The organism is Fischerella sp. PCC 9605, assembly GCF_000517105.1.
Taxonomy (GTDB): Bacteria; Cyanobacteriota; Cyanobacteriia; order Cyanobacteriales; family Nostocaceae; genus PCC9605.
Genome location: NZ_KI912154.1, coordinates 222,441 through 245,093 on the forward strand (window position 1 = coordinate 222,441; position 22,653 = coordinate 245,093).

Sequence of the window (22,653 nt, forward strand, 5' to 3'; positions counted from 1 at the left end):
GTGGAAGTGCAGTAATGTATGAAGCTGAGGAGTACTAATAGACCGAGGGCTTGACCTCTACAAACTTTGGTGAATTTCGCTTTCTCTGTGCAGTCTTCAGGGTTTTGTTGATGGTTGATGGTTGTTAGTTGTTTGCAGTTTTTTACAACCAACCACCAACAACCAACAAACACCAAAAAGTTTTCCTGGTGTCAATGGCGCGGTGGAACCACTCTGAACCCATCCCGAACTCAGTTGTGAAACGCTGCTGCGGCGACGATAGTTGTCGGGTTGCCGACCGCCAAAATAGCTCGATGCCAGGACTTAATCATAAAAAAGCCTCTCTGTAATTACCAGAGGGGCTTTTTGAATTATGGTTATAGAAATGTCTATATTTATTCTTTGAGTATTTTCTTTTGGAAATATATACAGATGAGAAATATTGCTATTAAATTTGGAATAAGTTCTGCTTCTATACTTATGGCTTTAAATGTTTTAGATTATTTATACGAAGAAGAAAAACATGATTATCAAAGGTCAGACTATCCTAAGCTTAGAAAAGATTTTATCAAATATGCAAAAGAAAAACCTTTTTCTAATGAATTTAGAGAAACTCAAAAAAGTCTTGAAAAATTACGTATTAGATTTTATGCAAGATTAATTTCATGTCTCTCTACTATCAGACAGTTAGAAGAAAATCTCGAAGATATTTTTAAGAAATTTACACAATACGATGAGAGTAAACAAAATAAAAAAGATTGTATAGTTCAGGCAATCAAAGAAAGGAAAGAAGAGATTAAAAGATATTATGTGTGGAGAGATAAAGTATTTTCTCACTTAGAAACGAATGGTTCAAAAGATTTAAAAGAAGAGATTAGGTTTTTATATGGCGGTTACATCATTGATATTAGCAAGGAAGAATGTTTGTCTCTTAAACCTAATCCTGAACTATTAATTTTTTCAGAATTAGATATTATTACTCAACATGAAAAATTACTGCAACATTATGATAATTGGGAAACATTGTTTAATGCTTACTCTACCAGCTAATTTACTATATTCAACGAGCTGGTAGCGATTGCGTGGAAGGAAGCTAAACCCAAAGTCAAGTCTAATGGTAAACTTTGGATTTCGTTCCTCAAAACAAACTTTGCTTAAAATGATGTAAGCATGATGCAGAAATTTGGGAACACTAAGTAAAACAAAGCTTTGAAAGATTCCCATTGCTAGCTATGACTTTCTACTATAACCCTAAAACGAAGCAACTTGAACCAGATTCAGATTTAGTTGATTTTGCAGCAATAGCACCTGCTATTATTCCTTTTAGCCCTATGGGATTAGTCTATGTAATGCTCAAACAATTCTTTCAGCCTGGAAGTCTTGGAAAAGACGATGCGAAAAACATAGAAACCATTATTAAAGCTGGTAAGGATAACGGTGTAGATGAAATGGAGATAGAACTAGATCGTGAAGTTATGCAAGGTTTAGATATAAATGCATTTCAAGAGGTAGAGGGAATCAACGTAACACTAGGTCAGAAAGGTAAAAGTCGTTATCGACTCAAGGTAAAGTATAAGAATTAATTCAAGCCAGAACCGATTTTGGCAAATCTATACCAAAACAAACATCTACGGCTAAGTTTTACTATGTAATCACTCGATTGCAGAGAACAAAGACAGGTCAGCTTTACAGTAATTTAGGCTTGGCTCTTAGAGACATAGGGCATCACTGGTACGCTAATACGCTCTATGTCTGGAGCTGGGACAATGATTGCGTATATCAATTGGTTGAATTTGGAAAGACTTGGATCGCAGATGAGGTACAAGTAAAGGATCGCGATCATGCTTCTGTATTTATTGGGTATGGTGGTTCCGAAAAGCCTCCTCCGGTGGTAATTTACTAGTGGGACTAATACTACTAATGCAAGCGATCGCATTAGCATTACTGCCACAATTGCGCGATCGCCCTCAATTAACAAATGGATACCTAAAGATACAACTTTAGCTTACTCCCAGCCTCAAAAGTATCTCCGCTTGCATCTGTGCATTTATACGCTGCAATGCGCGATTGACTGCACCCAAAATTGCAAGCAGCGAGGCTGTAACGATATTAGAGTGAATACCGACTCCGTATAACAAACCTGGAATAAAATCAGCTGCAATCTCTATGTAGGCGATCGCATTTGCGTTACTACCACCATTGCGCGATCGCTCTTCGTAATGGTGAATTCGCACACCCAAACCGAGAGCATTGACAAAAGCATCAATAGGCCCATTGCCTTGACCGTGAACTGTGATAATTTTCTCATGCAGTTGCAATTTTACTGAAATGTTTTGCACTCCACTGTAATCATCAGTTTCAGATAAGTGATGAGTCATGTACTTCAGCGGCGCACATGCGTGTAAATACTCTTGCTCAAACAACTGCCAAAGATCGCGAGAGGACATTTCTCTCCCAGAAGCATCCATTTGTGTTTGTACTGCTTGGCTAAACTCAATCTGCAAGCGTCGAGGCAAGACTAAATCATAGTCCCGTTCCAGCAAGAAAGCAATGCCCCCTTTCCCAGACTGACTGTTCACTCGTACCACAGATTCATATGTGCGTCCGACATCTGCTGGATCGAGTGGCAAGTATGGAACTTCCCAGAAGGCATCTGGTTTTTGTACGGCAAAGCCTTTCTTAATCGCGTCTTGATGGGAACCCGAAAAAGCTGTGAACACTAAGTCACCGACATAGGGATGACGGGGATGAATGGGTAGTTGCGTACTATCTTCAATAATTCTCGCCACTTCGTTAATGTTGGAAAAATCCAAACCAGGATGGATGCCTTGGGTATAGAGATTCAAAGCCAGCGTGACTAAATCGACATTACCAGTGCGTTCGCCATTGCCAAACAAACAACCCTCAACCCTCTCTGCGCCTGCCATTTGGGCTAGTTCTGCTGCTGCTACTGCACAACCGCGATCGTTGTGCGGATGCACGCTAATAATGACGCTATCTCTCCGTTGTAAGTTGCGGTGCATCCACTCTACTTGATCGGCAAATGTATTCGGTGTCGCCACCTCTACAGTTGCAGGCAGATTGATGATAGCTTTGTGCTGCGGTGTGGGTTGCCAGATATCCAAAACTGCATCGCAAATTTCTTTGGCGAAGTCGAGTTCTGTTGCTGTAAAGGTTTCGGGCGAATACTGGAATTGCCAATTTGTCTCTGGGTGTTCTGCTGCCAATTCAGTAAATAGTTTGGCTGCGGAAACTGCCAGATTGATTGTTCCCAGACGATCTAAGCCAAAAACGGTGCGACGAAATACAGGAGAAGTTGCATTGTACAAATGCACGATCGCACTTTTTGCTCCTCTTAAAGCTGCAAAGGTACGACGAATCAAGTCTTCTCTAGCTTGTGTCAAAACTTGAATCGTGACATCATCAGGGATTAATTCCTGCTCAATCAAGGATCGAACAAAATCAAAGTCGGTTTGCGAAGCGGATGGAAAAGCGACTTCAATTTCCTTGAAACCAATGCTTACTAAAAGATTAAACAGGCGTAACTTACGCTCTACATTCATCGGTTCAATTAACGCCTGGTTCCCATCTCGTAAATCCGTACTCAACCAAATGGGAGGATGAGTAATTATTTTATTTGTCCAAGTGCGATCGCTCAAATTAATTGGTGCAAATGGGCGATATTTTGTTGCAGGATTCTTTAACACGTTCGTTTCTTCCTTTGTTGTTGATCGTTGTTATGAGGCGTTGTGGCACAAGGTATTACAGAAAAAATTGGGCTGTCAGGTTGCCACATTGTCCAAACCTGAGAACCCACAGGTAGTCGTAGTAATGTCTCCAGCAGCAGATGTAGTTGCATAAAAATCTCCAACAAGTATTGTTTCAATATGTATTATTAGTGGTATGAGCAAAGGTTGAAATGACAAAGAACTTTTCACGTCAAGCACTTTGCCGCATTCCAAAATCTTTGCATCTGTCCAAACTCTTAAATTAGTATCATTGGCGATTAACCATTATTTGTTTAATCTACCAATAGCGATTCCTCAAAAGAATCAGGTGCTGATTTCAATCAACAAAAAATCTATTTAGCTCATGTAAAATCTATTTGCGCCCAAGGCGCAGTAGCAGCCCCAGCCCTAGTAGAAGGCTAGAAAATAGTTGTAGAGATAGCTGCTTTACGAGCATAGTTTTACAAACCAATTCTTAAGGATAATTGTAACTCTATAAAATTTATAGGTCAATAGGTAAAGTCTAAAAATCTTTGAGGAAATCAATCATAAATAAATTCAGACATTGATCCTATTACAAATAATTTAGTCAAGTTAAAGTCAAATTTCTTCGTGAAAAAAATTATTACTTTTGGGCAATGCTAATTTCTTTCCCTGATAAAATCCCACCAAAGGAAGTAATAATTTTCACTCTTAAATAACATAAAACCCTATTTATCAGAACTTGGCGGACAAAATTCTGGAGAATTAGCAATTACAATGCAACCTTTAAGACCGCAACTTTGGTTTCTACTACCCTGGTTGGTTCTCAGTATTTTCAGTCATCCCCAAATTGCCCAAGCATCTGGGTTTGCCTTATCTGAACAAAGTGTCAAAGGTTTAGGTAACGCTTTTTCTGGAGGAGCTACAGTAGAAGATGCCAGCGCTATTTTTTTCAATCCAGCGGCATTAACCCAATTGTCTGGTAACTCAGTTCAAGGTGCTGCTTTCTATCTCTCGCCCACAGTTCGGTTTGAGAACCAGGGATCGTCACTAATTAACGGTACTCCGTTGCGCGGGGGTGAGGGGGGAGAAGCTGGTGTAAACGCGGTAGTTCCCAACCTTTACACCGCTTGGAGTCTTTCTCGAAGCATCAAACTTGGTCTGGGTGTGAATGTACCATTCGCTCTGACAACGGAGTATCAATCGGACTGGGTGGGGCGTTATCAAGCAGTCAAATCCAAGCTCACAACGATTAACATTAATCCAGCAGTCGCTGCAAAACTAAACGAGCAGCTTTCTGTTGGTGCTGGCGTAAATCTTCAATATGCCAATGCAGAACTTTCCAATGCCATTGATTTGGGATTGATTGGTAGTAGTTTCGGATTGCGATCGCTACCCCAATCTGCCGATGGTTTTGTAGAGGTGACAGGTGACGATTGGAGTTGGGGCTATAACTTAGGAATTCTCTACACTCCCAGCAAAAATACTCGTATTGGACTGGCGTACCGTTCTGCCATTACCCACCAACTCAAAGGCAATGCAGATTTTTCGGTTCCCACAGTTGCTGCACCTATTACTCAGCACGGGTTATTCACAGATACAGATGCCAAAGCGGAACTGAAACTGCCTGACAATCTTTCCTTGAGCGTCTACCAAAAGGTATCTCCTCAAGTTGCCATTACAGGGGATGTAACTTGGACAAACTGGAGCCGTTTTGACGAGCTGCGAATTGAGTTTGATAACCCAGATCAACCTGATAAAGTGCAACCTCAAAATTGGCAAGATACAGTGCGTTTGGGTTTAGGGGTTAACTATCAAGTGAATAATGCCCTCACTTTACGAGCAGGGGTTGCTTACGACCTTACCCCAGTGAAAGACGAATACCGCACCGCCCGTATTCCAGATAGCGATCGCACTTGGGTAGCGGTGGGCGCTAGTTGGCGGCCTTCTGATTCGCTCAGTTTAGATGTGGGTTACGCTCATTTATTTCTTGGTGATGCCCCTATTGAACAGGTGAGTACAACTGAAGGGATTCTCAAAGGTGAGTATGACAATCAGGTGGATATTGTGGGAGTGCAGTTAAACTGGAGCTTCTGAAAACTAGACGCACCTAAAGCGGAGAACTCCCCCGAATCAGGTGCATCTTGTGTTTTTTCTAATTCCCTAAGTCTCTGTATTTTCCGATTACGGAGCGAGAGCATTACCGCGAATTAAGCTACCAATTGTCTTGGCAGTAATTTTGAGCTGGGTGATGGGATTAGCTGGCACAACTGTTTTATACAGGTAGCTATCAAAAGTCAGCCGCTGTACATCAAGGTCAGCACACATTTCCACAAATGCTTCACGGGTAGCATCGGAACGGTAAAAGACGGTTTGTAGGAGGTCTAGCACCTTGTAGGTGAGTCCGTATTTCTTATCCCAGCGCTTCAGGTAAACCTTGAGGTCAGCTTCCGTGGGGATGCGAGTACCGCCGTTGGACATTTCCACAATAGTTTCGGCACACATCCGCCCGGACTTGGCAGCAAAGTAAATGCCTTCGCCAGAGGACTTGGTAACATAGCCCGCAGCATCTCCAACCAAAGCCACACGACCGACAACGCGACGGGGACGGGGATGTTCGGGAATGGGGTGTGCTTCGACTTTGATGATTTGACCGCCTATCAGCTTGCGGGCAGCACGGGCGCGGATACCAGCTTGCAATTGTTTGATGCTGGCTTTGTTAACGTGCATCGTGCCGGTGCCAACAGCTACGTGGTCGTATTTGGGGAAAACCCAAGCGTAGAAATCGGTAGAAACGTCGTCACCGACGTACATTTCCGCTAGGTCGTTGTAATAGACCATTTGCTCTTGGGGTAGGCGAATGCGCTCTTGAAAAGCGATCGCATAATTGTAATCCCCAGCATCAATTTCCTTGGCAATACGGGAATTGGCCCCATCCGCCCCGATAATTAAATCAACTTTCAGGGTTTTGGTAATGCCCTGAGCACCACCTTCTGTATGGTCTACGTAATGGATGGTATAAGGGTCAGTGTTGTTTGTGGGAATATCAAGTTTATGAACGGTGGCATTTATTAAATGTGCGCCTAATTTTGCCGCGCGATTCCGCAGATAACCATCTAGCACCTCGCGACGACACATTCCTATATATTCTTCTTCTTTTTCAAGATTGATATCAACCTCACGATTGGAGGGTGAAATCATTTTCATCTTCCGCACTTGGCGATCGATGATATCCTTGGGCAGGTCAAATTCACTGACCATGCACAGGGGAATTGCACCGCCACATGGCTTGGCATTGTCTAGCTTGCGCTCAAACAGGTAGGTTTCAATCCCAGCTTTCGCCAAAGTCTCTGCGGCAGATGAGCCAGCTGGGCCTGACCCAATAACAGCAACCCGTAGTGTCAAAGGTCTACTCCCAATCTTCACATTTACCGAAAGCATCGTATCACGGAGTTTTAGCGGATTTATCTGTCACTCTCAGGATTTCACGGAATTGCAATATTCCTTAATGTTTCGCAAAGTAGGGGATCGGGGATTGGGGGAGGAGTGTTTAAAAAAATAACCACTGACGCGATTAATCGCGTCTCTACATAACTACTAAACACTAACTACAACAACAGAGTATTAAAACTTTTATACCCAAGAGTATGCTGCTTATGGTATATATAATATACGAAAAACCCATCAAAAAGCCGTAGATTATTTGCAGAGGTTCCTACCAGTGGGCATAGTAGTTGAAAACGTATCCAAACAGTTTGGCAGTTTCAAAGCGGTTGATCGGGTGAGTCTGGAGATTGAAAGTGGCTCGCTTGTGGCTTTGTTAGGACCATCAGGTTCAGGAAAGTCTACTCTGTTGCGGTTAATTGCTGGCTTGGAAATGCCAGATAGCGGCAAAATTTTGCTGACTGGCAAGGATGCTACCTATCAAAGCGTGCAAGAACGGAATATTGGGTTTGTATTTCAGCACTATGCTTTATTTAAGCACATGACAGTGCGGCAAAATATTGCTTTTGGTTTGGAGATTCGCAAGGTTCCAAAAGCAAAAATCAAGATGCGGGTAGAACAATTGCTGGAATTGGTGCAACTGAGTGGGCTGGGCGATCGCTACCCATCACAATTATCCGGCGGTCAACGGCAAAGGGTAGCCTTAGCAAGGGCATTGGCAGCAGAACCCAAGGTATTATTGCTAGATGAACCCTTCGGTGCGCTGGATGCCAAAGTTCGTAAAGACCTACGCGCTTGGTTGCGGCGGCTGCATGATGAAGTGCATGTTACCACTGTTTTTGTTACTCACGATCAAGAAGAAGCGATGGAAGTCTCAGATGAAATCGTGGTGATGAATAAAGGACGTGTGGAACAGGTGGGGACACCTGCGGAAATTTACGATCATCCCGCCACAGCATTTGTGATGAGTTTTATCGGGCCTGTGAACGTGTTACCTAGTACTTCGCGAATTTTCCAAGGTAACGGGTTCGATTCGGCACACCCAGAAATGTTCTTGCGTCCGCAAGATGTAATTATAGAAACCTCCCCCAATGGCACTACCGTACCTGCAAGGGTGAGTCGATTGATACATTTAGGCTGGGAAATTCAAGCGGAATTGTCTTTAGATGATGGGCAAGTAGTGACAGCACACTTAACACGCGATCGCTTTGATCAATTGAAGTTGGAACCGCAGCAAAAGGTGTATGTAAAACCGAAGGATGCTAAGTCTTTTCCGCTGTATTATTCAATTTAAAAATAAGCAAACAAGTTGAAAGCCAATATTCACCCCAATAAACAGGGGTATTTTTGGTTGTTGCCAATCAAGTTAGCTCAAATTCTGAACTAGTATGTCACGGCAAAGAGTAGCAATTTGAAACGCAGAGGGGCGTAGAGTCTTGGTGCAAAAATTTCGCTATGAACTTATTTAATGTTGTACTAAGTATGTGAACAAGTCTTAGGAAGTAGTTTTTGCCCACTAACTACTAACTACTAACCACTAACCACCTTAGCTATGACTTCACGTGATGCACCTCAATCACCGTATGCACGTTACCACGTGGTGCAAAATCCGCTTTAACAGTTATTTCCAAAGGATCGCAAGCGGCGACAAAATCATCCAAAATTTGATTAGCTGATTCTTCGTGGGAAATATAGCGATCGCGGTAACTGTTAATGTAAAGCTTTAGCGCCTTTAATTCCACTACCAGTTGATCGGGTATGTAGGTAATGTGAATTGTGGCAAAGTCAGGATAGCCAGAAAATGGGCATTTACAGGTAAATTCCGGCAATGATATGTCAATTTTATAGCGACGTCCCACACGCGGATTGGGAAATGTAATTAGTTTTCCTTCCGCAATATTGCGTTCGCCATACTTCATTTCTTGACTTGGCTGAGATACAGTTTCAGGTGAGGAATTGCTCATGGACAAATTCAAAATTAGTCAATGGTCATTGGTCATTGGTCATTGGTCATTAGAATTTAAACTTTTGACTTTTGAATGCGTGACTTTTGACTTATAAATCTTCTGCTTCCCAATCTGGTAATTCATCTGCTTCCCAGTCTGGGCAATTTTCACCCTCCCATCCGTAGGGGTGCATACCGCAGACTAATAAATTACCACCATAAACTTGACCGTGGTAATGACAACAACCTATACAAGCGGGATTTTGTTCTACCGAGGGTTCAACTGGGTAAGGAAAAGCCGGATCTAAATCATCTCCTACCACATCTTCTAGTTCCCAGTAAATTTGCTCAGCTAAATCTTGCAAATACTGGTCAACCTCAGTAGCAATTGTATTTTGCAATTGCTCGGTTATTTCTTCCGTGACTTCAAAAAAAGTATCTACCATTTCACTCATCCCTTGGAAAAAGTGTTCTACTTCATCAGCCACTGTTTGTACCATTTCCCAAATTTCTTTTTGCCAATTTTCCATAAAACTAACGCCTTACTGGCTATGTAAATAGAGGACACTGGTGTATCTGCCAGAAATTGCCTGTTGTTTTGGATTTCCTGAGAGTAGACGTTTTTCCGGAGGGTGGGTACGTAAGCATTGCGTAGACACCCTTTCAGCAACTTCTCTTTGGGTATTATTGTCTTGTCGCAACCAAATGCCCGTAGATGTTCAGTACTACTTAGCACCGAAGCACTGAAGCACACCCTGAGGAACAGGTTTTAACTAAAATTTTAAGCCATAGAGTAATGGGTTGATATCAGTATTGCACTACTAATCTCAACCCATCACAAATTGCCAATTATTTGTCGCGTTGCAGGCGCTTTAACTCGTCTTGCAGTTCTAGAACTTGCTGGCGCAACTGATCTACATCTTCATCGGTTTGAGCAACTTTCGCTGTTGGCTGCTCATCATCTTCGATGATTTCAATGCGACGCGGTTCAGAGGGAGGGGTTGTTTCAACCGTTGGATCGGATGTTGATTGCTGTTGAGCTTGCTTCATCATATCTTCAACAAAACGGCGGGCTTCCTCTGTTGTCATTTCACCCCGTGCCACCATTTCGTCTGCCAGCTTTTGGACTTGCGATCGCACTTCGGATAATGTTCCGCCCGCTCTCTCGCTCGCGTAAGAAGCTAATCCAACACCGAGGTAAAAAGCTTTTTTAACAATATCTCCAAAACCAGGCATTACTGCTTTTACGCTCCTAAAAATAGGGCGACCCGGAGACTACGCCTACTGTAAGCATCCCGTGTTGCTGCTACCTTCCGGTCCTGACAAGATTTGGGCGTTACAGTCGCATAGATCCAGGTCTAGAAATAGCATAGCATTAAATTTCTATAGTGTGTGTTATTCGACTACAATTCGCCATTCATATAATTTGTAGTTGACACAGTCGTTTTTGACCAGTGGGTCATTGGCTGCGATCGCCTGTGCTTCTTCCATTGATGCGGCTTCAAATACCATCATGCCGCCTTCCATCTGTGCCCAGTAGCCAGTTCTAGCTTTGTGTCCTTTGGCAATCAAATCTCGTACGTAAGCTTTATGGGCACTTACGTGTAGGTCAAAGGTAGATTTATCAACTTTGCCTTCTTCAATCTTCACAAAAGTGGGCATTTGCTTGCATCCAATCAAAAACTTATGTTGTAATATTTTCGGAGCGATCATCTGCTTTATAAACTACCCTTGCAAAAATCACAAAATCTTTTTTTCATTGCCCTACTGCCACCACAAGAAATTCAGGACTACGCCAACCAAATTAAGCAGTATTTTGCTGACCAGTACGCCAGTCGGCACGCTCAAAAATCTCCACCTCATATTACCCTACAACCACCCTTTGAGTGGCTAGACGAAAATGTACCAGCATTAGAAGCGTGTTTGCAAGAATTTGCTAGTAGGCAAAAGGCAGTGCCAATTACCCTCAGCGGTTATGGTGCTTTTGTTCCCCGCGTCATATACATTAATGTGGTCAGAAATCCAGAACTGTTAGCTTTGCAAGCTGCTTTAATGACACACTTGCAACGCGAACTCGCAATAGTAGACAAAGTCTCTCAAACTCGCCCCTTTGCTCCCCACATGACGGTGGCGTTTAAAGACTTAACACGGCAGAACTTTAAAGCTGCTTGGCCAGAATTTCAACAGCGCGAACTGTATTTTGAGTTTACAGCGGACAAATTAACGTTACTACGACACGACGGCAGGCGATGGAATATCAAAGCTGAATTTTCCTTCCTGTCTTCCTAAAATGCGATGAGAGGTGACTGTGGCACGTAAACGCTTAATTATCGAAATGGGCATGGGTATCGACCAGCACGGACAAGATCCGACAGTAGCAGCAGCGAGGGCAGTCAGAAATGCTATTGCTAACAACGCCTTGCCTGGTGTGTGGGAAGTTGCTGATTTGAGTGACCCCAATGACATGATTGTGGAAGTACAGGTTGCAGTACCGTACCCACAGCAAGTGCGGGAAGAGGAAGTACTAGCTGTACTGCCCTTTGGTCATAAATCTCTAACTGTTGAGTCTGGGGGAATGGTTGTACAAGGTAGAGCAATTCCCGAACTCAACGACAAAAATGACGAAATGTTGATAGCTGTCGCTGCCGTTACAGTTCTAGTTGACAATGAGTGACTGGAGCAGCAAATGGAATATTTATGAATACGGATAACATCACAGCACAGCTACAAAATTGGGATAATTTTTGTCGATATCATGCTAACAGCGACTGGAACGGGACTTGGACAAGATATTCTGCCCAACGAAAGATAATCGAGAGTTTTAATTGTATTAGAAGTTTCCAAATTAGCACAGATGGTAGTGAGATTTATCACCAAAATCACTATACATACGCTGATGGCAGAAAGGAGACAAAAACCTTTGGGCCTTATCAAAAACCTGTTACCAGATGCTTGTTTTTAGATAACAGTTTTTCTTGGGGTTCTACAAAGATAGAATCTGATTCAAATTTTGGTTTTGAGACAGGTTTTAGATACGAAGATCGGCGTACCAGTGTTGTCATTATGTATGATAAGGCTGGCAGTTTAGAAATGATTTTAGTTATTGTCGAAAGTTTAAATACCTTTCCAGAAAAACCAAATTCTCCATTTGTAAAAGAGTTCAGTAGAAATGGTCGAGGAACAGCTAAAACCATCACATCTGATTGGCTCGTGTCGTCTCCAATCGATGTTTCGTGGAATCGGTTAGAAAATTTAGGTGATGATTATCAGACTTTATATTTCTCCGATGGTATTTCCATTACTTCTCCGCAACAAATAGCAAGTAGACAAGATTTTCTAGCGGCGGTGGATTGGCAGATAAATCCTAATTTATTGCAACGCGGTATTCGCAATTATGACAGTTCTGGTTTTATCGGCTTCACCCTACAAACATTTATTTTTGATACCTAAAAACTTGCTGGTGATGATTTAGCAAATTGATAACAAGTTAAAATTTTGACTAAATCATCTAGGAGACTAATGCCATGTCAAAGCAAGCAATTGAAACTGTGATTGCTGCCTACTTTGCTAATATTGCAGCGATGAATCCTGAAGGTTGGCTCGAAAATTTTGCCGAGGATGCTGTTAGTCACGATCCAGTTGGAGAACCACCGACAAAAGTCCATGAGAATTTTCGTGCATTTATCAGCCAGTTAAAAGCAGTTTTTGAGAAATTAGAACCAACAACAGACCATATATTTGTTGCAGGCAATGAAGCAGCAGTAAAGTGGACTATGCGGGGAATCAGCAAAAGTGATAAGTCGGTGACATTTGAGGGAATAACAGTTTTTGAGATTAACGATTCTGGCAAAATTCAAACGACTCGCGCTTACTGGAATCCTGCTGCGATGGTGGCACAACTGCGTTCTTAGAGGGAGGCGATCGCTCAGATTTGCTGCTATGCGCTAAACTAGAGGCATCGGGGTGGAGATCTCTGAGAGTAAGTCCCACAGATTAATTAACCTTCACCACGATCGTAACAATGTCTCGCGAAAATAACGAAGCAGCACAAATTCAGGAAATTAACAAACTCAAACCAGTACACTTTGCCGATTTGATTAGAACTGCACAGTTAGTTTTTGATCCTGCGAGAGGAGTGTCTGGAATTCATAGGGAAGTTGATTGGCAAGAATTCGGTATTCCTGATGATGTGGCAGAAAATCTCAAAGCCCTTGGTCAGGAGTATCGATATGCATCTCCCCATATCTCTGTGGAAATCATTTGGAGTAAATTAACTCCAGAAGCTCGTATTTGGTTCCTTGAAAATAAAGAAAATTTATGGCAATTTGAGGAATTTTTCCCTGCTCTTGATGAAGACTAAAAAATTGGATGTGAGAAATTAGTCACAAGAGCTACTAAATTCAATTAGTTTTACCGTTATTGAGAAACGGTAAGATTGTGCTTCATCCCTAGAAAAGGGCGAACGATGGGATTCGAACCCACGGATGGAGGAACCACAATCCTCTGCCTTAACCACTTGGCTACGCTCGCCATTGTGTTTCTGATTATAGCACTTTATTGGCGAATTGATCTAGAGTTTTTTTTCAAGGAACGGACTAAGATAATCTGGAGTCTAAAGACCAGAGCAAATGACTGTTTGGAAAATGAAAGTCTCAAATATTATGGCATGTGTGGGAGTTGTAGGACTAGCCGCTTTGGGAGTGGCAATGGCACATACGAATCCCAGTCAGGTTGAATATGAAGAGTATGCAGTGCAACAGCTGACAGGATATCTCAAAACGAATGTTTGCAAAAAAACCCCAAAATTCTTAGAAAACGTCATACAGTTCAATTGCAAGCAAGTAGTAGTTTCAACTCAACCGCAAATGCGGGAACTAATTACAGAAAGTACCGAACGCCAAAATTTTATACTTTTTAGTATCTACCGTACAGATTTAAAACTTAGCTCTTTACTACCTGCTCTGGATTCTGTTTTGCCTTCCACACCCGGTTATAAATTTGAGACAGTGGGAGCTTTTGACCAGTTCTATACTTACAAAGCTGAACAGCGTTAAGGGAAACATCGGGCGATCGCGTTCTTGGTCGAGTCATCAAGCATTTGAATTAGTGGTTCTCAAGAATAGCAATACTGAGCGTGCTTTAGGTGAACATCTTATCAACTATGACATAAGTGTATAGATTCTTATTTTAAAAGAATATCTGCAAAAATAAAATAAAGCTTTAGTTAGAAATAATTAAACAGCAATTCTTTCTTTGGGAGAAGGTGAAGATTTGCTGTGATGTTTAGCATTTTTAGATAGGTCGTCATAAGTAAACATATTTTGTTCTGACTGTCTGTAGTTATTAGGGGAGCCAGTGTGCCCTTGGAGATTACCTCCGCTGTAGCATATGGCACGCGTTTTTTTTGCGAAATCAATATCTTTTGACAGAAGCAAGAGCCTGAAGCTTAGTAGTTAAAACCCAAAAAATAACTACTTTACAGGCAGAATTATTGTACGACAATTTTTCAGTTTGTGAGTCATTGTGTTTCTACAAATGACTTATTAACTGAGGGAATAAAACGCTTAAAGAGAGGGAGCTAGCCGATGTTCTTTCATAAAAAAGAAACAATTCATGTTGTTAACGTTAATGAAGCCAATCCACGTTTTGCTCAACTTCTTTTAGAGCAGTTTGGTGGTGCTACAGGTGAATTAACAGCAGCTTTACAGTATTGGACTCAGTCTTTTCACTGCGAACATGCTGGTATTCGGGACATGCTCCAAGATATTGCTATTGAAGAGTTTGGTCATTTAGAAATGGTGGGTAAGCTCATTGAAGCGCATACCAAAAATGTTGACCAAACCGAAGCTTATAAAAGCACTTTGTTTGCTGTGCGTGGTATGGGACCACACTTGTTAGATAGTCAAGGTAATGCTTGGACTGCTAATTATGTTAATGAGGGTGGTGATATCGTGCGCGATTTAAGAGCTGACATTGGTGCTGAAGCTGGTGCACGTCAAACTTACGAAGAATTAATTAAACTAGCTCCAGATGAAGGTACTAAACAAACGCTTGTTCATCTTCTGACTAGAGAAATATCTCATACCCACATGTTCATGAAGGCACTGGATTCTTTGGGTAAGTTAACCGATCCGTTGTTTGGTAATATCCAACCAGATAGTACTGTGGATATTTACTACAACTTATCTAGTGATGGTAAGGATGAACGCGGCCCTTGGAATTCAGAACCTACTTTCCGTTACATTGCCGATCCGTTAGCCGAAAAACAGTCTTAATTCAGAGTTAGTTGTTGTTTGTTGTTTGTTGATGGAACAACCAACTATCAACAAACAACAACCAACAAATAAAAGTTAATTTTAAGATTTGCTAAAATAACACGAGTAGAAGTTTTGAGTTGCACTTTTGCCAATGCCATCTGCATATCTGCTGATATCCCACGGAAGTCGAGATCCGCGCCCGGAAATTGCTATGCAGCAGTTGGCAAGACTAGTATCGGAACAAGCACAAACTAATTTGGCTGAGATTGCCGCAATTGGTGGTGTTGCTTCTGTAGCTAGGTGTGAAACTTTAGTAGGTACAGCATATTTAGAATTGAGTCCAGAACCTTTACACGAGCAAATCATCAAATTTGCTAGGAATATAGCTCCTTTGCAGAAGCTTCGCCTCAAAATCGTGCCATTATTTCTGCTACCAGGAGTACATGTGATGGAAGATATTCCGACTGAGGTAGGGTTGGCAAGCCAAGTTCTTGGTCAAGATATCTTGATAGAGTTGCAACCATATTTAGGTTGTCACCCTGGTTTAGAACGCTTGTTAGCCAAGCAATTCGCGAGTGCAACAGCCACAGCGAGGATTCTTTTAGCGCATGGTAGTCGTCGTCCGGGTTCGCGACAGCCAGTGGAAGTAATGGCAAAGAATTTAGGCGCAGTGACTGCTTATTGGTCTGTACCTCCTAGTTTAGAAACGCAAGTTCAAGAGTTGATTATCGCTGGGTACAAGCAAATTGCAATTCTGCCATACTTTTTATTCGCGGGTGGAATAACTGATGCGATCGCTCAGACAACAGAAAAGCTACAATTACAGTTTCCGGAGGTGAATTTGCAACTGGCAGAGCCTTTGGGAGTAAGTGCAGAATTAGCTGAGCTGATTTGGGATTTAATAAAGTAATGAACCGCAGAGGCGCAGAGGAAGCAGAGGAAGAGGGGAAGAAAGTTTTGGGAAAGGTTTATTTGGTGGGTGCTGGGCCTGGAGATCCGGGGTTGATGACGCTCAAAGGTAAGGGGTTGTTGGAGTGTGCGGATGTCGTTATCTATGATGCTTTGGTCAGTCCGGCAATTTTAGCAATGATTAATCCCCAAGCCGAGAAAATTGATGCTGGTAAGCGGCGGGGGCGTCATTCGCTGATGCAGGAAGAAACAACGCAGTTAATGATTGAGAAAGCCCAGGATAATGCGATCGTTGTGCGCTTAAAGGGAGGCGATCCGTTTGTTTTTGGTCGCGGCGGCGAGGAGATGGAAGAATTGCTCAATGCGGGAGTACCTGTGGAAGTGGTACCCGGTATTACATCGGGAATAGCAGCACCAGCCTATGCAGGAATTCCTTTGACCCATCGGTTGTATAGTTCATCTGTTACATTTGTTACAGGGCATGAGGCAGCGGGTAAGTATCGACCGGCTGTAAATTGGAATGCGATCGCCCACGGTTCAGAGACGATTGTAATTTACATGGGGATTCACAATCTGCCTTATATTGTCGAAGAGTTGATAAAGGCGGGGTTGAGTGGAGAAACTCCCATTGCTTTGGTGCGTTGGGGTACGCGACCAGATCAGGAAGAATTAATTGGTGAGTTGGGGACGATTGTAGAGGAAGTGGAAAAGTCTGGATTTGGTGCGCCTGCGATCGTTGTGATTGGTGCAGTGGTGAATATGCATAAGATTTTATCTGGTTGTCGTCTGTTGTAGTTGCGACTGTAACCTCATCTACAGGTGAGCGATCGCGCTTTCTCGTAGTTCGGAAAATAAAATTAACAATGCCGTCCTGATTCTTGCTCGTTTAATAGGCGATATTTATTGCTGCGGATGATAATTGACTGCTAGCAATCCAATCCAGCAACTCGCTAGCACTCACAGCACTACCTGACCATTACCCAAAATTGTACAATTGCTAAAGCCAGCAGGCATGTAAATGTAGATATTTTAGTTGCAAACACTTCTGGCTTGATTTGGTTGTTAAAGTCAACTTTTTGATCAAAGTCGAGAGCAATATTCGTAGGCAAGCTATCAATTTTTCTTGTGAGTATCAATGTTTGCGATCGCCGCCATGCTAGTAATGCCAATCGAGCAATTTCTGTAACATCTGTATTGGAGACAGCAGTGTCTAAGTGTTGCCTAATTGACTGACAAAGTTGGATAAAATCTTTTAATTGGAGTATTTCGCCCAAACTACTTAACTGAGCCGCTATCATCTCAATTTCTGGTTTTAAATCAGATTTTTCGCCATCAGGCAATAAAGATTCTAGGCGTTGCAAATATTCTTCTACTTCTGTTTGAAATAGTAATGGTATTACATCTTGCAGCCCATTTGCTGGCATCACAACGGAGTCATCCAAATGCTTTTGTAGTTCCTCAAACATTGGTAAACAAAAAGTCACTAACCATTGTTCGTCCACAACATAGCCATCTGACAGTAATTTCACTATTTGACGCAGCCAATCAACTCCAGCTAATAGTAAACTGTGTAACTCAGGGTCATTTTCTAGAGAGTTAAGGCGTGTTTTTAAAACATTCAAAGAATCTTCCAAACGGTGAGCAAAATCACTCAGTAAGCGAAATCCTCTGATGTTCGCCCCATATTTAATTAAATGAGTAGCTCTGAGGGCTAAATTGATGTTTTGGGTAGAAATTTGATGATTTGCTTTTAGTTCCAAAAATACAGAATCCAGAGTATTGAGATTATCATTTACTTCTTGCAGAAACTGTATTTGGCTTTCTAGAACCCTGTTTTGTAACATACAGGTCATGGCTAATAATAAATTAGTAAATTATAAATTAGCAATTTTCGTAGATTCTGTAGTTTAACTTTCAGAATTGATTATTTATAATTTTGATGCTTCTTAATTAGAGATTCATAAAATTACTCTCTTTCCAGCTAAAAACAGCTATTTTTTAATTAACCATATATCACACAGAGTCTACGGAGGAAAAAGTAGGATTTAGTAATTTCACAACAAGAAGCGATGATTTCAAAAATAAAGCTTTGAAATAAAATATACATCTATTAATAACTCATTAAATTAGGGTGTGAGCGACTTATACTGTTTATTGAAAAATGACTACAAATATTCTTGGCTTGTAGTAAGCACTTAAGTGCTTACTACTAACAATGTGTAGTTATAGTTTTGAGAATTGATATTATCTATGGTAAGTTGTAACATACAAAATCTTGTTTATTCGGTGCATTCATGTCAATTAGCGCACCGAATAAATTATTATTTACTTTATCAATAACTTGTTACCCAATTTTGAAATTACTAACACTGGCTTGTAATTGCTGGTAAATTTCTAATGTTTTTTGGAGAGACGCGGACACTTTGCGATAGGAACTGCTGGTCATTTCAGATACTTTGGCTATTTCTTTCATTAAATGGATGACTTCTTTAGAAGTTTGTACCTGAGATACTATAGCGTTAGATATTGACTGTACCAAGTTGTCAAGTTGGCAACAAATATTGAGCATTTGATTCAAGCTGTGTTTGCTATCTTCAATCAAATGAGTTATTTCTACTACCTGTACGCTTCCCAGTTCTATTGTCTTAACTACTTCACCAACTTCTAGTTGCATACTGGCAGCAATTCCTTCAATTTCACTAGTGACTGTGGTGCTTTGCGCTGCCAGTGCAGCCACTTCTTCAGAAAAAGAGACTAAACCTTGACTGTGTTCACCTGCGCGTGCTCCTTCAATGCCAGCGTTGATCGCTAGCAAGTTGGTTTGCAAAGAAATTTGATTGATTAAGGAGGCCAAACGTGAAATTTGTTGGGAATGTTCCCCTAAACGCTTGAGTTTTTTAGCCGTTTCTCCAATTGATTCTCGCAAGCTAAAGATATTCTCGACGGTGAGATCCATTGCTGCGTCACCAAGTTCGACGGTTGGAGAGGCGGTGCGAGCAACTGCTGTGGCTAGTCTGGCATTTTTGGCTACACCTTTGATGGAAAGTCTGATTTGATCAACTGCATCGAGAGAACGGTCGATTTCCTGTGTTTGTTTGAATGTGTCAATTGCCAGTTGACCGATCGCCCCAGAATTTTCGGCGATCGCTGTATTCAAATGGGTAGCAGCTGTTCTGACTTGGATGACAATCTCTCGCAAGTTTTCAACAATGAAGTTACAAAAGTCTGCGATCGCGCCGATTTCGCCCTTACTGACTTCCACACGTACTGTCAAGTCACCCCTTTTGGCTCCAGCCACATTATCTAGGAGTTTGTTTAGCTCCTGTTGCAGTTGTTCTGATTGCTGACGTTGCTCTTGGGTAGCTTTTTCGCTTTGCTCTAAAAGATTAGCTCGCTCTAAAGCCAGTCCTACCAATCTGGCGAATTGCTCAAATAAATCCATTTCCGCCTGTTGCCACACACGAGTTCTAGTACACTGATGGGCAATTAACAAGCCTAGTAAGTTACTCCCCAACAAAATAGGTGCTTCCAAATGGGCTTTGACTGCAAATGATTCTAGCTGTTTGATGTAAAACTCCGAAAAACCTGCTTGGTAAATGTTGTTAGTAGCCAGCACACCACCTTGGCGATACCTTTCCACGTAATCTTGCAAACTCGTTTCATGAAATCTTGTTTCTAAAGTGCCAGGTAAACCCTCAACTACGGACTCAGCGAGAATACTACCTTGCCAATTCTGATCAAATTTACAGATGACAACTCGATCCACCTTTAAGGCTTTACGGATATCTTGAACTGCCAAATTGTAAATTTCCTGAGAGTTGAGAGTTCCAGATAAGTGAATGGCAAAGTCTTTCAGTACCTGGCTCACCTCTAATAAACTTACTCGTTCTAAAGCCAGTCCAACTTGAACTGCCAACTGCCTTAAGAAATTAATTTCAAAAGGTTGCCAAACATGGGGAGCCCAGCAATAATGAGCCATCAAGAAGCCAAAGATTTGATTATCTTTGAGAATTGGTGTTGCCAATATCGCCTTGACTTGCAGTCTTTCCATCAACTTGAGATGCTCAGGAGTTAATTCTGCCTCGAAGACGTTATTGGCAATGAGCACCCCACCAGTGGTGTAGGCTTCCATGAGTTGTCTGGCAATGGAACTATCTTCAATAGTGTCCCCCAAAGTTAGGGGTAATCCAGGAGCAACGGACTCAGCTACAACTTGCCCCCTACCATGAGCATTAAAGTGATAGACGACAACTCGATGCGCTCCTAATGCTTGTCTGGCCTCTATAACCGTAGTGTTAAATAAATCTTCACAACTGAGTGACTGGCGAATTGCCGTTAAGATGTTTGTGAATATCCTTAAGCGCTCAGCTTCGGCTTTTTGTTTGTGCAGCAGGTCTTGTAGCTGGTCTGCCATGCGGTTAATACTGCCTCCGAGGGTAGCAAATTCATTTTCACCCTGGACAGTAATGCGAGTATCAAAATTACCTCTCGCCAGTTTTTTCACTACCGTAATTGCAGTTTGAATTGGCAGAGTCAGACGGTTTGCTAAAATGGTGGCGATCGCACCTACTAGCAACGCCGTTACAATCGTTCCAATTGCCAATATCAGCAATAATTGTTTTTGAGTCGCCAGTGCAATAGCTTTATCCGTACTCAAAACTAATTTCCAATTCAGGTTTGGCAAACCTTCTATTCTTTGCCAAGGAACAAAAGTTGTTAAGTCTTCAGCATTGCCTTTTCGATCGGGTAATGTACGCGTCACTACCCGTTGGGCTGTTTGCAGCTGTTCCCAATTCGGAATCACTTTTTGAGCGTTTTTACCCAAGTGATTTTTGTCTGTAGCTAAAAAAATCTTTCCCGCAGCATCTATGAGCTGGTATTCATCCTTAATTGCCGAAAGTTTATTGAGTGTTTGTGCTAAAGATTGCACGGGTATGACTGCTTGGATAATATAAATAGTCTTACCCGTGACACTATCTTTAACAGGTGCAGCCAAGTAAATTTTAGATTGTTGTGGATTTGTTGTTGTGAATGGCTGGCTGATATGAGGTTGATTAGTGGTGAGAACTGCTTGAAAAGATTCCTGATTTTTTTGGTTAGAAATTGGTTGTCCTTTGGTTTGTAAAAAGACATCTCCATTTAGATCCAAAACGGCGATGCTTTCATAAACTTGATAAATTTCCTGCCAATTGTTTACTCGTGCTTCTTTCTCTTGTGCATCTAAATTTTGTCTAAGTGTAGAGTTGGTGAGGAAATTTTGACTGGCAAATAGCTGAATTTCTCCATATCGCTTTCGTAAAAATCGCTCAATATTATTTGATAAATTCAGGGCACTAGTTTGTTTAACATTACTAATTTCCTTAGTGAGGGATTGATTGATTAAGTAATAGCTTAGTGCCCCAATTCCCAAGATTGGTAGAGTAGAAATTGCAATAGCAAACGCGATCGCTTTGGTGCGAAAGCTTGCCTGTTTTACCAATGCTGTGAGGCTATTGATGGGAGAATATACAGAGTAATTTCTGCGCTGTATTACAGTCTCAATTTCAGGTGAAACCATAAATGTACGCTGTCGAGAATTGCTGTTTGTCTTCTCGGAATTAATTCTATTAACCATCAAATTATCTCTATGTTCAGAAAATGAAATATTTTTTCTTGATACAGACTAGTACAGTCTAAAGGAAGCAATAAGCTGATGATATATGCATAATTCCTGTCTACTTCTTGCAGTTCTGCAAATTCGCTGTTTCACGCGAATTTGCAGGATACTATTCTTGCCATCTTGTACTAGTAGTTATTATGAAAAATTTGAGACTGCACAATAGCTTGTGCATCTAATACCAATAAAATTTCTGTGTCTTGCCAAATCAATCCACTTAAATAAGGAACCAAACTGTGGGAAATTTGTGAATGAGGCGATTGAATTGTATCAGAGATTAACCTGATAATGCCTTTTATCTCTGGTACAACTATACCTAGCAGTACTGATTTTATATGAATAATGATGAGATTGTACTGTAGCGATCGATTATTTATAGATTCTAGGTTGAGCATATTTGGCAAATCAATAACCCAAATTATGCGACTGCGCCAATTCATTAATCCCAGTACACAAGCAGGCATATTTGGCATTGATGCTATAGACTCAACTGGCACAATCATTACTTCTTGCGTGTGCCGTATTGGTAAAACAGCAGAGGTGGATTGATTCAATTTAAACTTGAGATAGCCATCTCCCAATTTATTTGGGTTTTGGTTGATGAAAATTTTAGTGTTTGGACTGTCCATTGTCAAAGTAACCGCTGTTACCGATCAAATCACACTCAGCATTGATTTGTGGATTTAGAGTTTATTTACATAGGCGCGATCATCTTAGTTGTATGCAAGCAAAAATATAGTCAACTGTGTAAAT

Annotated in this window: 23 protein-coding genes, 1 tRNA gene, 1 rRNA gene and 1 other RNA gene; 15 read left to right on the forward strand and 11 right to left on the reverse strand. The window is 41.5% G+C overall.

From position 1 onward, the window contains the following. Window positions 1-184: 184 nt before the first annotated feature. The 4 genes from rrf (at window position 185) to FIS9605_RS0135080 (ending at window position 1,882) form a co-directional block, all read left to right on the forward strand. A 5S ribosomal RNA gene (gene rrf / locus FIS9605_RS0135065) occupies window positions 185-302 on the forward strand. A gap of 109 nt (window positions 303-411) precedes the next feature. After that, complete coding sequence (locus FIS9605_RS0135070) at window positions 412-1,029, forward strand: hypothetical protein (RefSeq protein WP_026736635.1); 618 nt, start codon at window positions 412-414, stop codon at window positions 1,027-1,029. 182 nt (window positions 1,030-1,211) lie between these two features. Beyond that, on the forward strand, window positions 1,212-1,562 hold the full coding sequence (locus FIS9605_RS0135075) for a hypothetical protein (RefSeq protein WP_026736636.1): 351 nt from the start codon (window positions 1,212-1,214) through the stop codon (window positions 1,560-1,562). A gap of 77 nt (window positions 1,563-1,639) precedes the next feature. Further along, complete coding sequence (locus FIS9605_RS0135080; protein WP_026736637.1) at window positions 1,640-1,882, forward strand: hypothetical protein; 243 nt, start codon at window positions 1,640-1,642, stop codon at window positions 1,880-1,882. Window positions 1,883-1,979: 97 nt separating this feature from the next. Here the strand turns inward: FIS9605_RS0135080 and leuA are convergent, their stop codons facing one another. Next, the gene (leuA, locus tag FIS9605_RS0135085) at window positions 1,980-3,686 is read right to left on the reverse strand and encodes a 2-isopropylmalate synthase (RefSeq protein ID WP_026736638.1); all 1,707 of its coding nucleotides are present in this window, start codon (window positions 3,684-3,686) and stop codon (window positions 1,980-1,982) included. 780 nt (window positions 3,687-4,466) lie between these two features. Between leuA and FIS9605_RS0135090 the strand changes: the two genes are divergently transcribed. After that, entirely contained in the window at window positions 4,467-5,786 is a 1,320-nt protein-coding gene (locus FIS9605_RS0135090) for an OmpP1/FadL family transporter (protein WP_051470311.1), read from the forward strand. 87 nt (window positions 5,787-5,873) lie between these two features. Here the strand turns inward: FIS9605_RS0135090 and chlP are convergent, their stop codons facing one another. Then, a complete protein-coding gene (gene chlP, locus FIS9605_RS0135095) occupies window positions 5,874-7,130 on the reverse strand; it encodes a geranylgeranyl reductase (RefSeq protein ID WP_051470314.1) in 1,257 nt (418 codons plus the stop codon). A gap of 280 nt (window positions 7,131-7,410) precedes the next feature. On the opposite strand from chlP, the gene FIS9605_RS0135100 reads away from it, so the two are divergent. Continuing rightward, window positions 7,411-8,427 (forward strand): sulfate/molybdate ABC transporter ATP-binding protein, encoded by a 1,017-nt coding sequence (locus FIS9605_RS0135100; RefSeq protein ID WP_026736641.1) that lies wholly within the window; start codon window positions 7,411-7,413, stop codon window positions 8,425-8,427. 256 nt (window positions 8,428-8,683) lie between these two features. On the opposite strand, the gene queF is transcribed toward FIS9605_RS0135100, so the two are convergent. From queF to FIS9605_RS0135125, 5 genes are all read right to left on the reverse strand, one after another. Beyond that, on the reverse strand, window positions 8,684-9,097 hold the full coding sequence (queF, locus tag FIS9605_RS0135105; protein ID WP_026736642.1) for a preQ(1) synthase: 414 nt from the start codon (window positions 9,095-9,097) through the stop codon (window positions 8,684-8,686). Between the two features lie 91 nt (window positions 9,098-9,188). Next, the gene (locus tag FIS9605_RS0135115) at window positions 9,189-9,608 is read right to left on the reverse strand and encodes a hypothetical protein (protein ID WP_026736643.1); all 420 of its coding nucleotides are present in this window, start codon (window positions 9,606-9,608) and stop codon (window positions 9,189-9,191) included. A 319-nt stretch (window positions 9,609-9,927) separates the two neighbouring features. Beyond that, window positions 9,928-10,314 (reverse strand): phasin family protein, encoded by a 387-nt coding sequence (locus FIS9605_RS0135120; RefSeq protein WP_026736644.1) that lies wholly within the window; start codon window positions 10,312-10,314, stop codon window positions 9,928-9,930. A 26-nt stretch (window positions 10,315-10,340) separates the two neighbouring features. Next, window positions 10,341-10,437: signal recognition particle sRNA small type (ffs, locus tag FIS9605_RS40425), an RNA gene on the reverse strand. Between the two features lie 36 nt (window positions 10,438-10,473). Further along, window positions 10,474-10,791, reverse strand: coding sequence for a YciI family protein (locus FIS9605_RS0135125; RefSeq protein WP_072032464.1), 318 nt, complete (start codon window positions 10,789-10,791; stop codon window positions 10,474-10,476). An 18-nt stretch (window positions 10,792-10,809) separates the two neighbouring features. On the opposite strand from FIS9605_RS0135125, the gene FIS9605_RS0135130 reads away from it, so the two are divergent. The 5 genes from FIS9605_RS0135130 to FIS9605_RS0135150 all read left to right on the forward strand — a co-directional run bounded on the left by FIS9605_RS0135130 (window position 10,810) and on the right by FIS9605_RS0135150 (window position 13,438). Then, window positions 10,810-11,367, forward strand: coding sequence for a 2'-5' RNA ligase family protein (locus FIS9605_RS0135130; RefSeq protein ID WP_026736646.1), 558 nt, complete (start codon window positions 10,810-10,812; stop codon window positions 11,365-11,367). A gap of 19 nt (window positions 11,368-11,386) precedes the next feature. Beyond that, entirely contained in the window at window positions 11,387-11,752 is a 366-nt protein-coding gene (locus tag FIS9605_RS0135135) for a Lin0512 family protein (RefSeq protein ID WP_026736647.1), read from the forward strand. Between the two features lie 23 nt (window positions 11,753-11,775). Then, window positions 11,776-12,528 carry a DUF3598 family protein gene (locus FIS9605_RS0135140; RefSeq protein ID WP_026736648.1) on the forward strand — a complete coding sequence of 251 codons (753 nt, stop codon included), beginning with the start codon at window positions 11,776-11,778 and terminating at the stop codon, window positions 12,526-12,528. A gap of 74 nt (window positions 12,529-12,602) precedes the next feature. Next, window positions 12,603-12,989 carry a nuclear transport factor 2 family protein gene (locus tag FIS9605_RS0135145; RefSeq protein WP_026736649.1) on the forward strand — a complete coding sequence of 129 codons (387 nt, stop codon included), beginning with the start codon at window positions 12,603-12,605 and terminating at the stop codon, window positions 12,987-12,989. Between the two features lie 110 nt (window positions 12,990-13,099). Further along, complete coding sequence (locus tag FIS9605_RS0135150) at window positions 13,100-13,438, forward strand: hypothetical protein (RefSeq protein WP_026736650.1); 339 nt, start codon at window positions 13,100-13,102, stop codon at window positions 13,436-13,438. Window positions 13,439-13,535: 97 nt separating this feature from the next. On the opposite strand, the gene FIS9605_RS0135155 is transcribed toward FIS9605_RS0135150, so the two are convergent. Further along, a tRNA-His gene (locus FIS9605_RS0135155) sits at window positions 13,536-13,608 on the reverse strand. Between the two features lie 113 nt (window positions 13,609-13,721). On the opposite strand from FIS9605_RS0135155, the gene FIS9605_RS0135160 reads away from it, so the two are divergent. The 4 genes from FIS9605_RS0135160 (at window position 13,722) to cobA (ending at window position 17,039) form a co-directional block, all read left to right on the forward strand. Continuing rightward, entirely contained in the window at window positions 13,722-14,132 is a 411-nt protein-coding gene (locus FIS9605_RS0135160) for a DUF4359 domain-containing protein (RefSeq protein WP_026736651.1), read from the forward strand. A 531-nt stretch (window positions 14,133-14,663) separates the two neighbouring features. Then, the gene (locus FIS9605_RS0135165) at window positions 14,664-15,353 is read left to right on the forward strand and encodes a manganese catalase family protein (RefSeq protein WP_026736652.1); all 690 of its coding nucleotides are present in this window, start codon (window positions 14,664-14,666) and stop codon (window positions 15,351-15,353) included. Window positions 15,354-15,486: 133 nt separating this feature from the next. After that, complete coding sequence (locus tag FIS9605_RS0135170; protein WP_026736653.1) at window positions 15,487-16,245, forward strand: sirohydrochlorin chelatase; 759 nt, start codon at window positions 15,487-15,489, stop codon at window positions 16,243-16,245. Further along, window positions 16,245-17,039, forward strand: a complete 795-nt coding sequence (cobA, locus tag FIS9605_RS0135175) for a uroporphyrinogen-III C-methyltransferase (RefSeq protein WP_026736654.1) — start codon at window positions 16,245-16,247, stop codon at window positions 17,037-17,039. Before FIS9605_RS0135170 ends, cobA begins: the two co-directional genes overlap by 1 nt. Before the next feature lie 170 nt (window positions 17,040-17,209). Here the strand turns inward: cobA and FIS9605_RS39575 are convergent, their stop codons facing one another. The 3 genes from FIS9605_RS39575 to FIS9605_RS0135190 all read right to left on the reverse strand — a co-directional run bounded on the left by FIS9605_RS39575 (window position 17,210) and on the right by FIS9605_RS0135190 (window position 22,529). Next, window positions 17,210-18,088 (reverse strand): Hpt domain-containing protein, encoded by an 879-nt coding sequence (locus tag FIS9605_RS39575; RefSeq protein ID WP_051470315.1) that lies wholly within the window; start codon window positions 18,086-18,088, stop codon window positions 17,210-17,212. A 500-nt stretch (window positions 18,089-18,588) separates the two neighbouring features. Beyond that, on the reverse strand, window positions 18,589-21,858 hold the full coding sequence (locus FIS9605_RS0135185) for a GAF domain-containing protein (protein ID WP_026736655.1): 3,270 nt from the start codon (window positions 21,856-21,858) through the stop codon (window positions 18,589-18,591). Between the two features lie 170 nt (window positions 21,859-22,028). Beyond that, on the reverse strand, window positions 22,029-22,529 hold the full coding sequence (locus FIS9605_RS0135190; protein WP_026736656.1) for a chemotaxis protein CheW: 501 nt from the start codon (window positions 22,527-22,529) through the stop codon (window positions 22,029-22,031). Window positions 22,530-22,653: the final 124 nt, after the last annotated feature.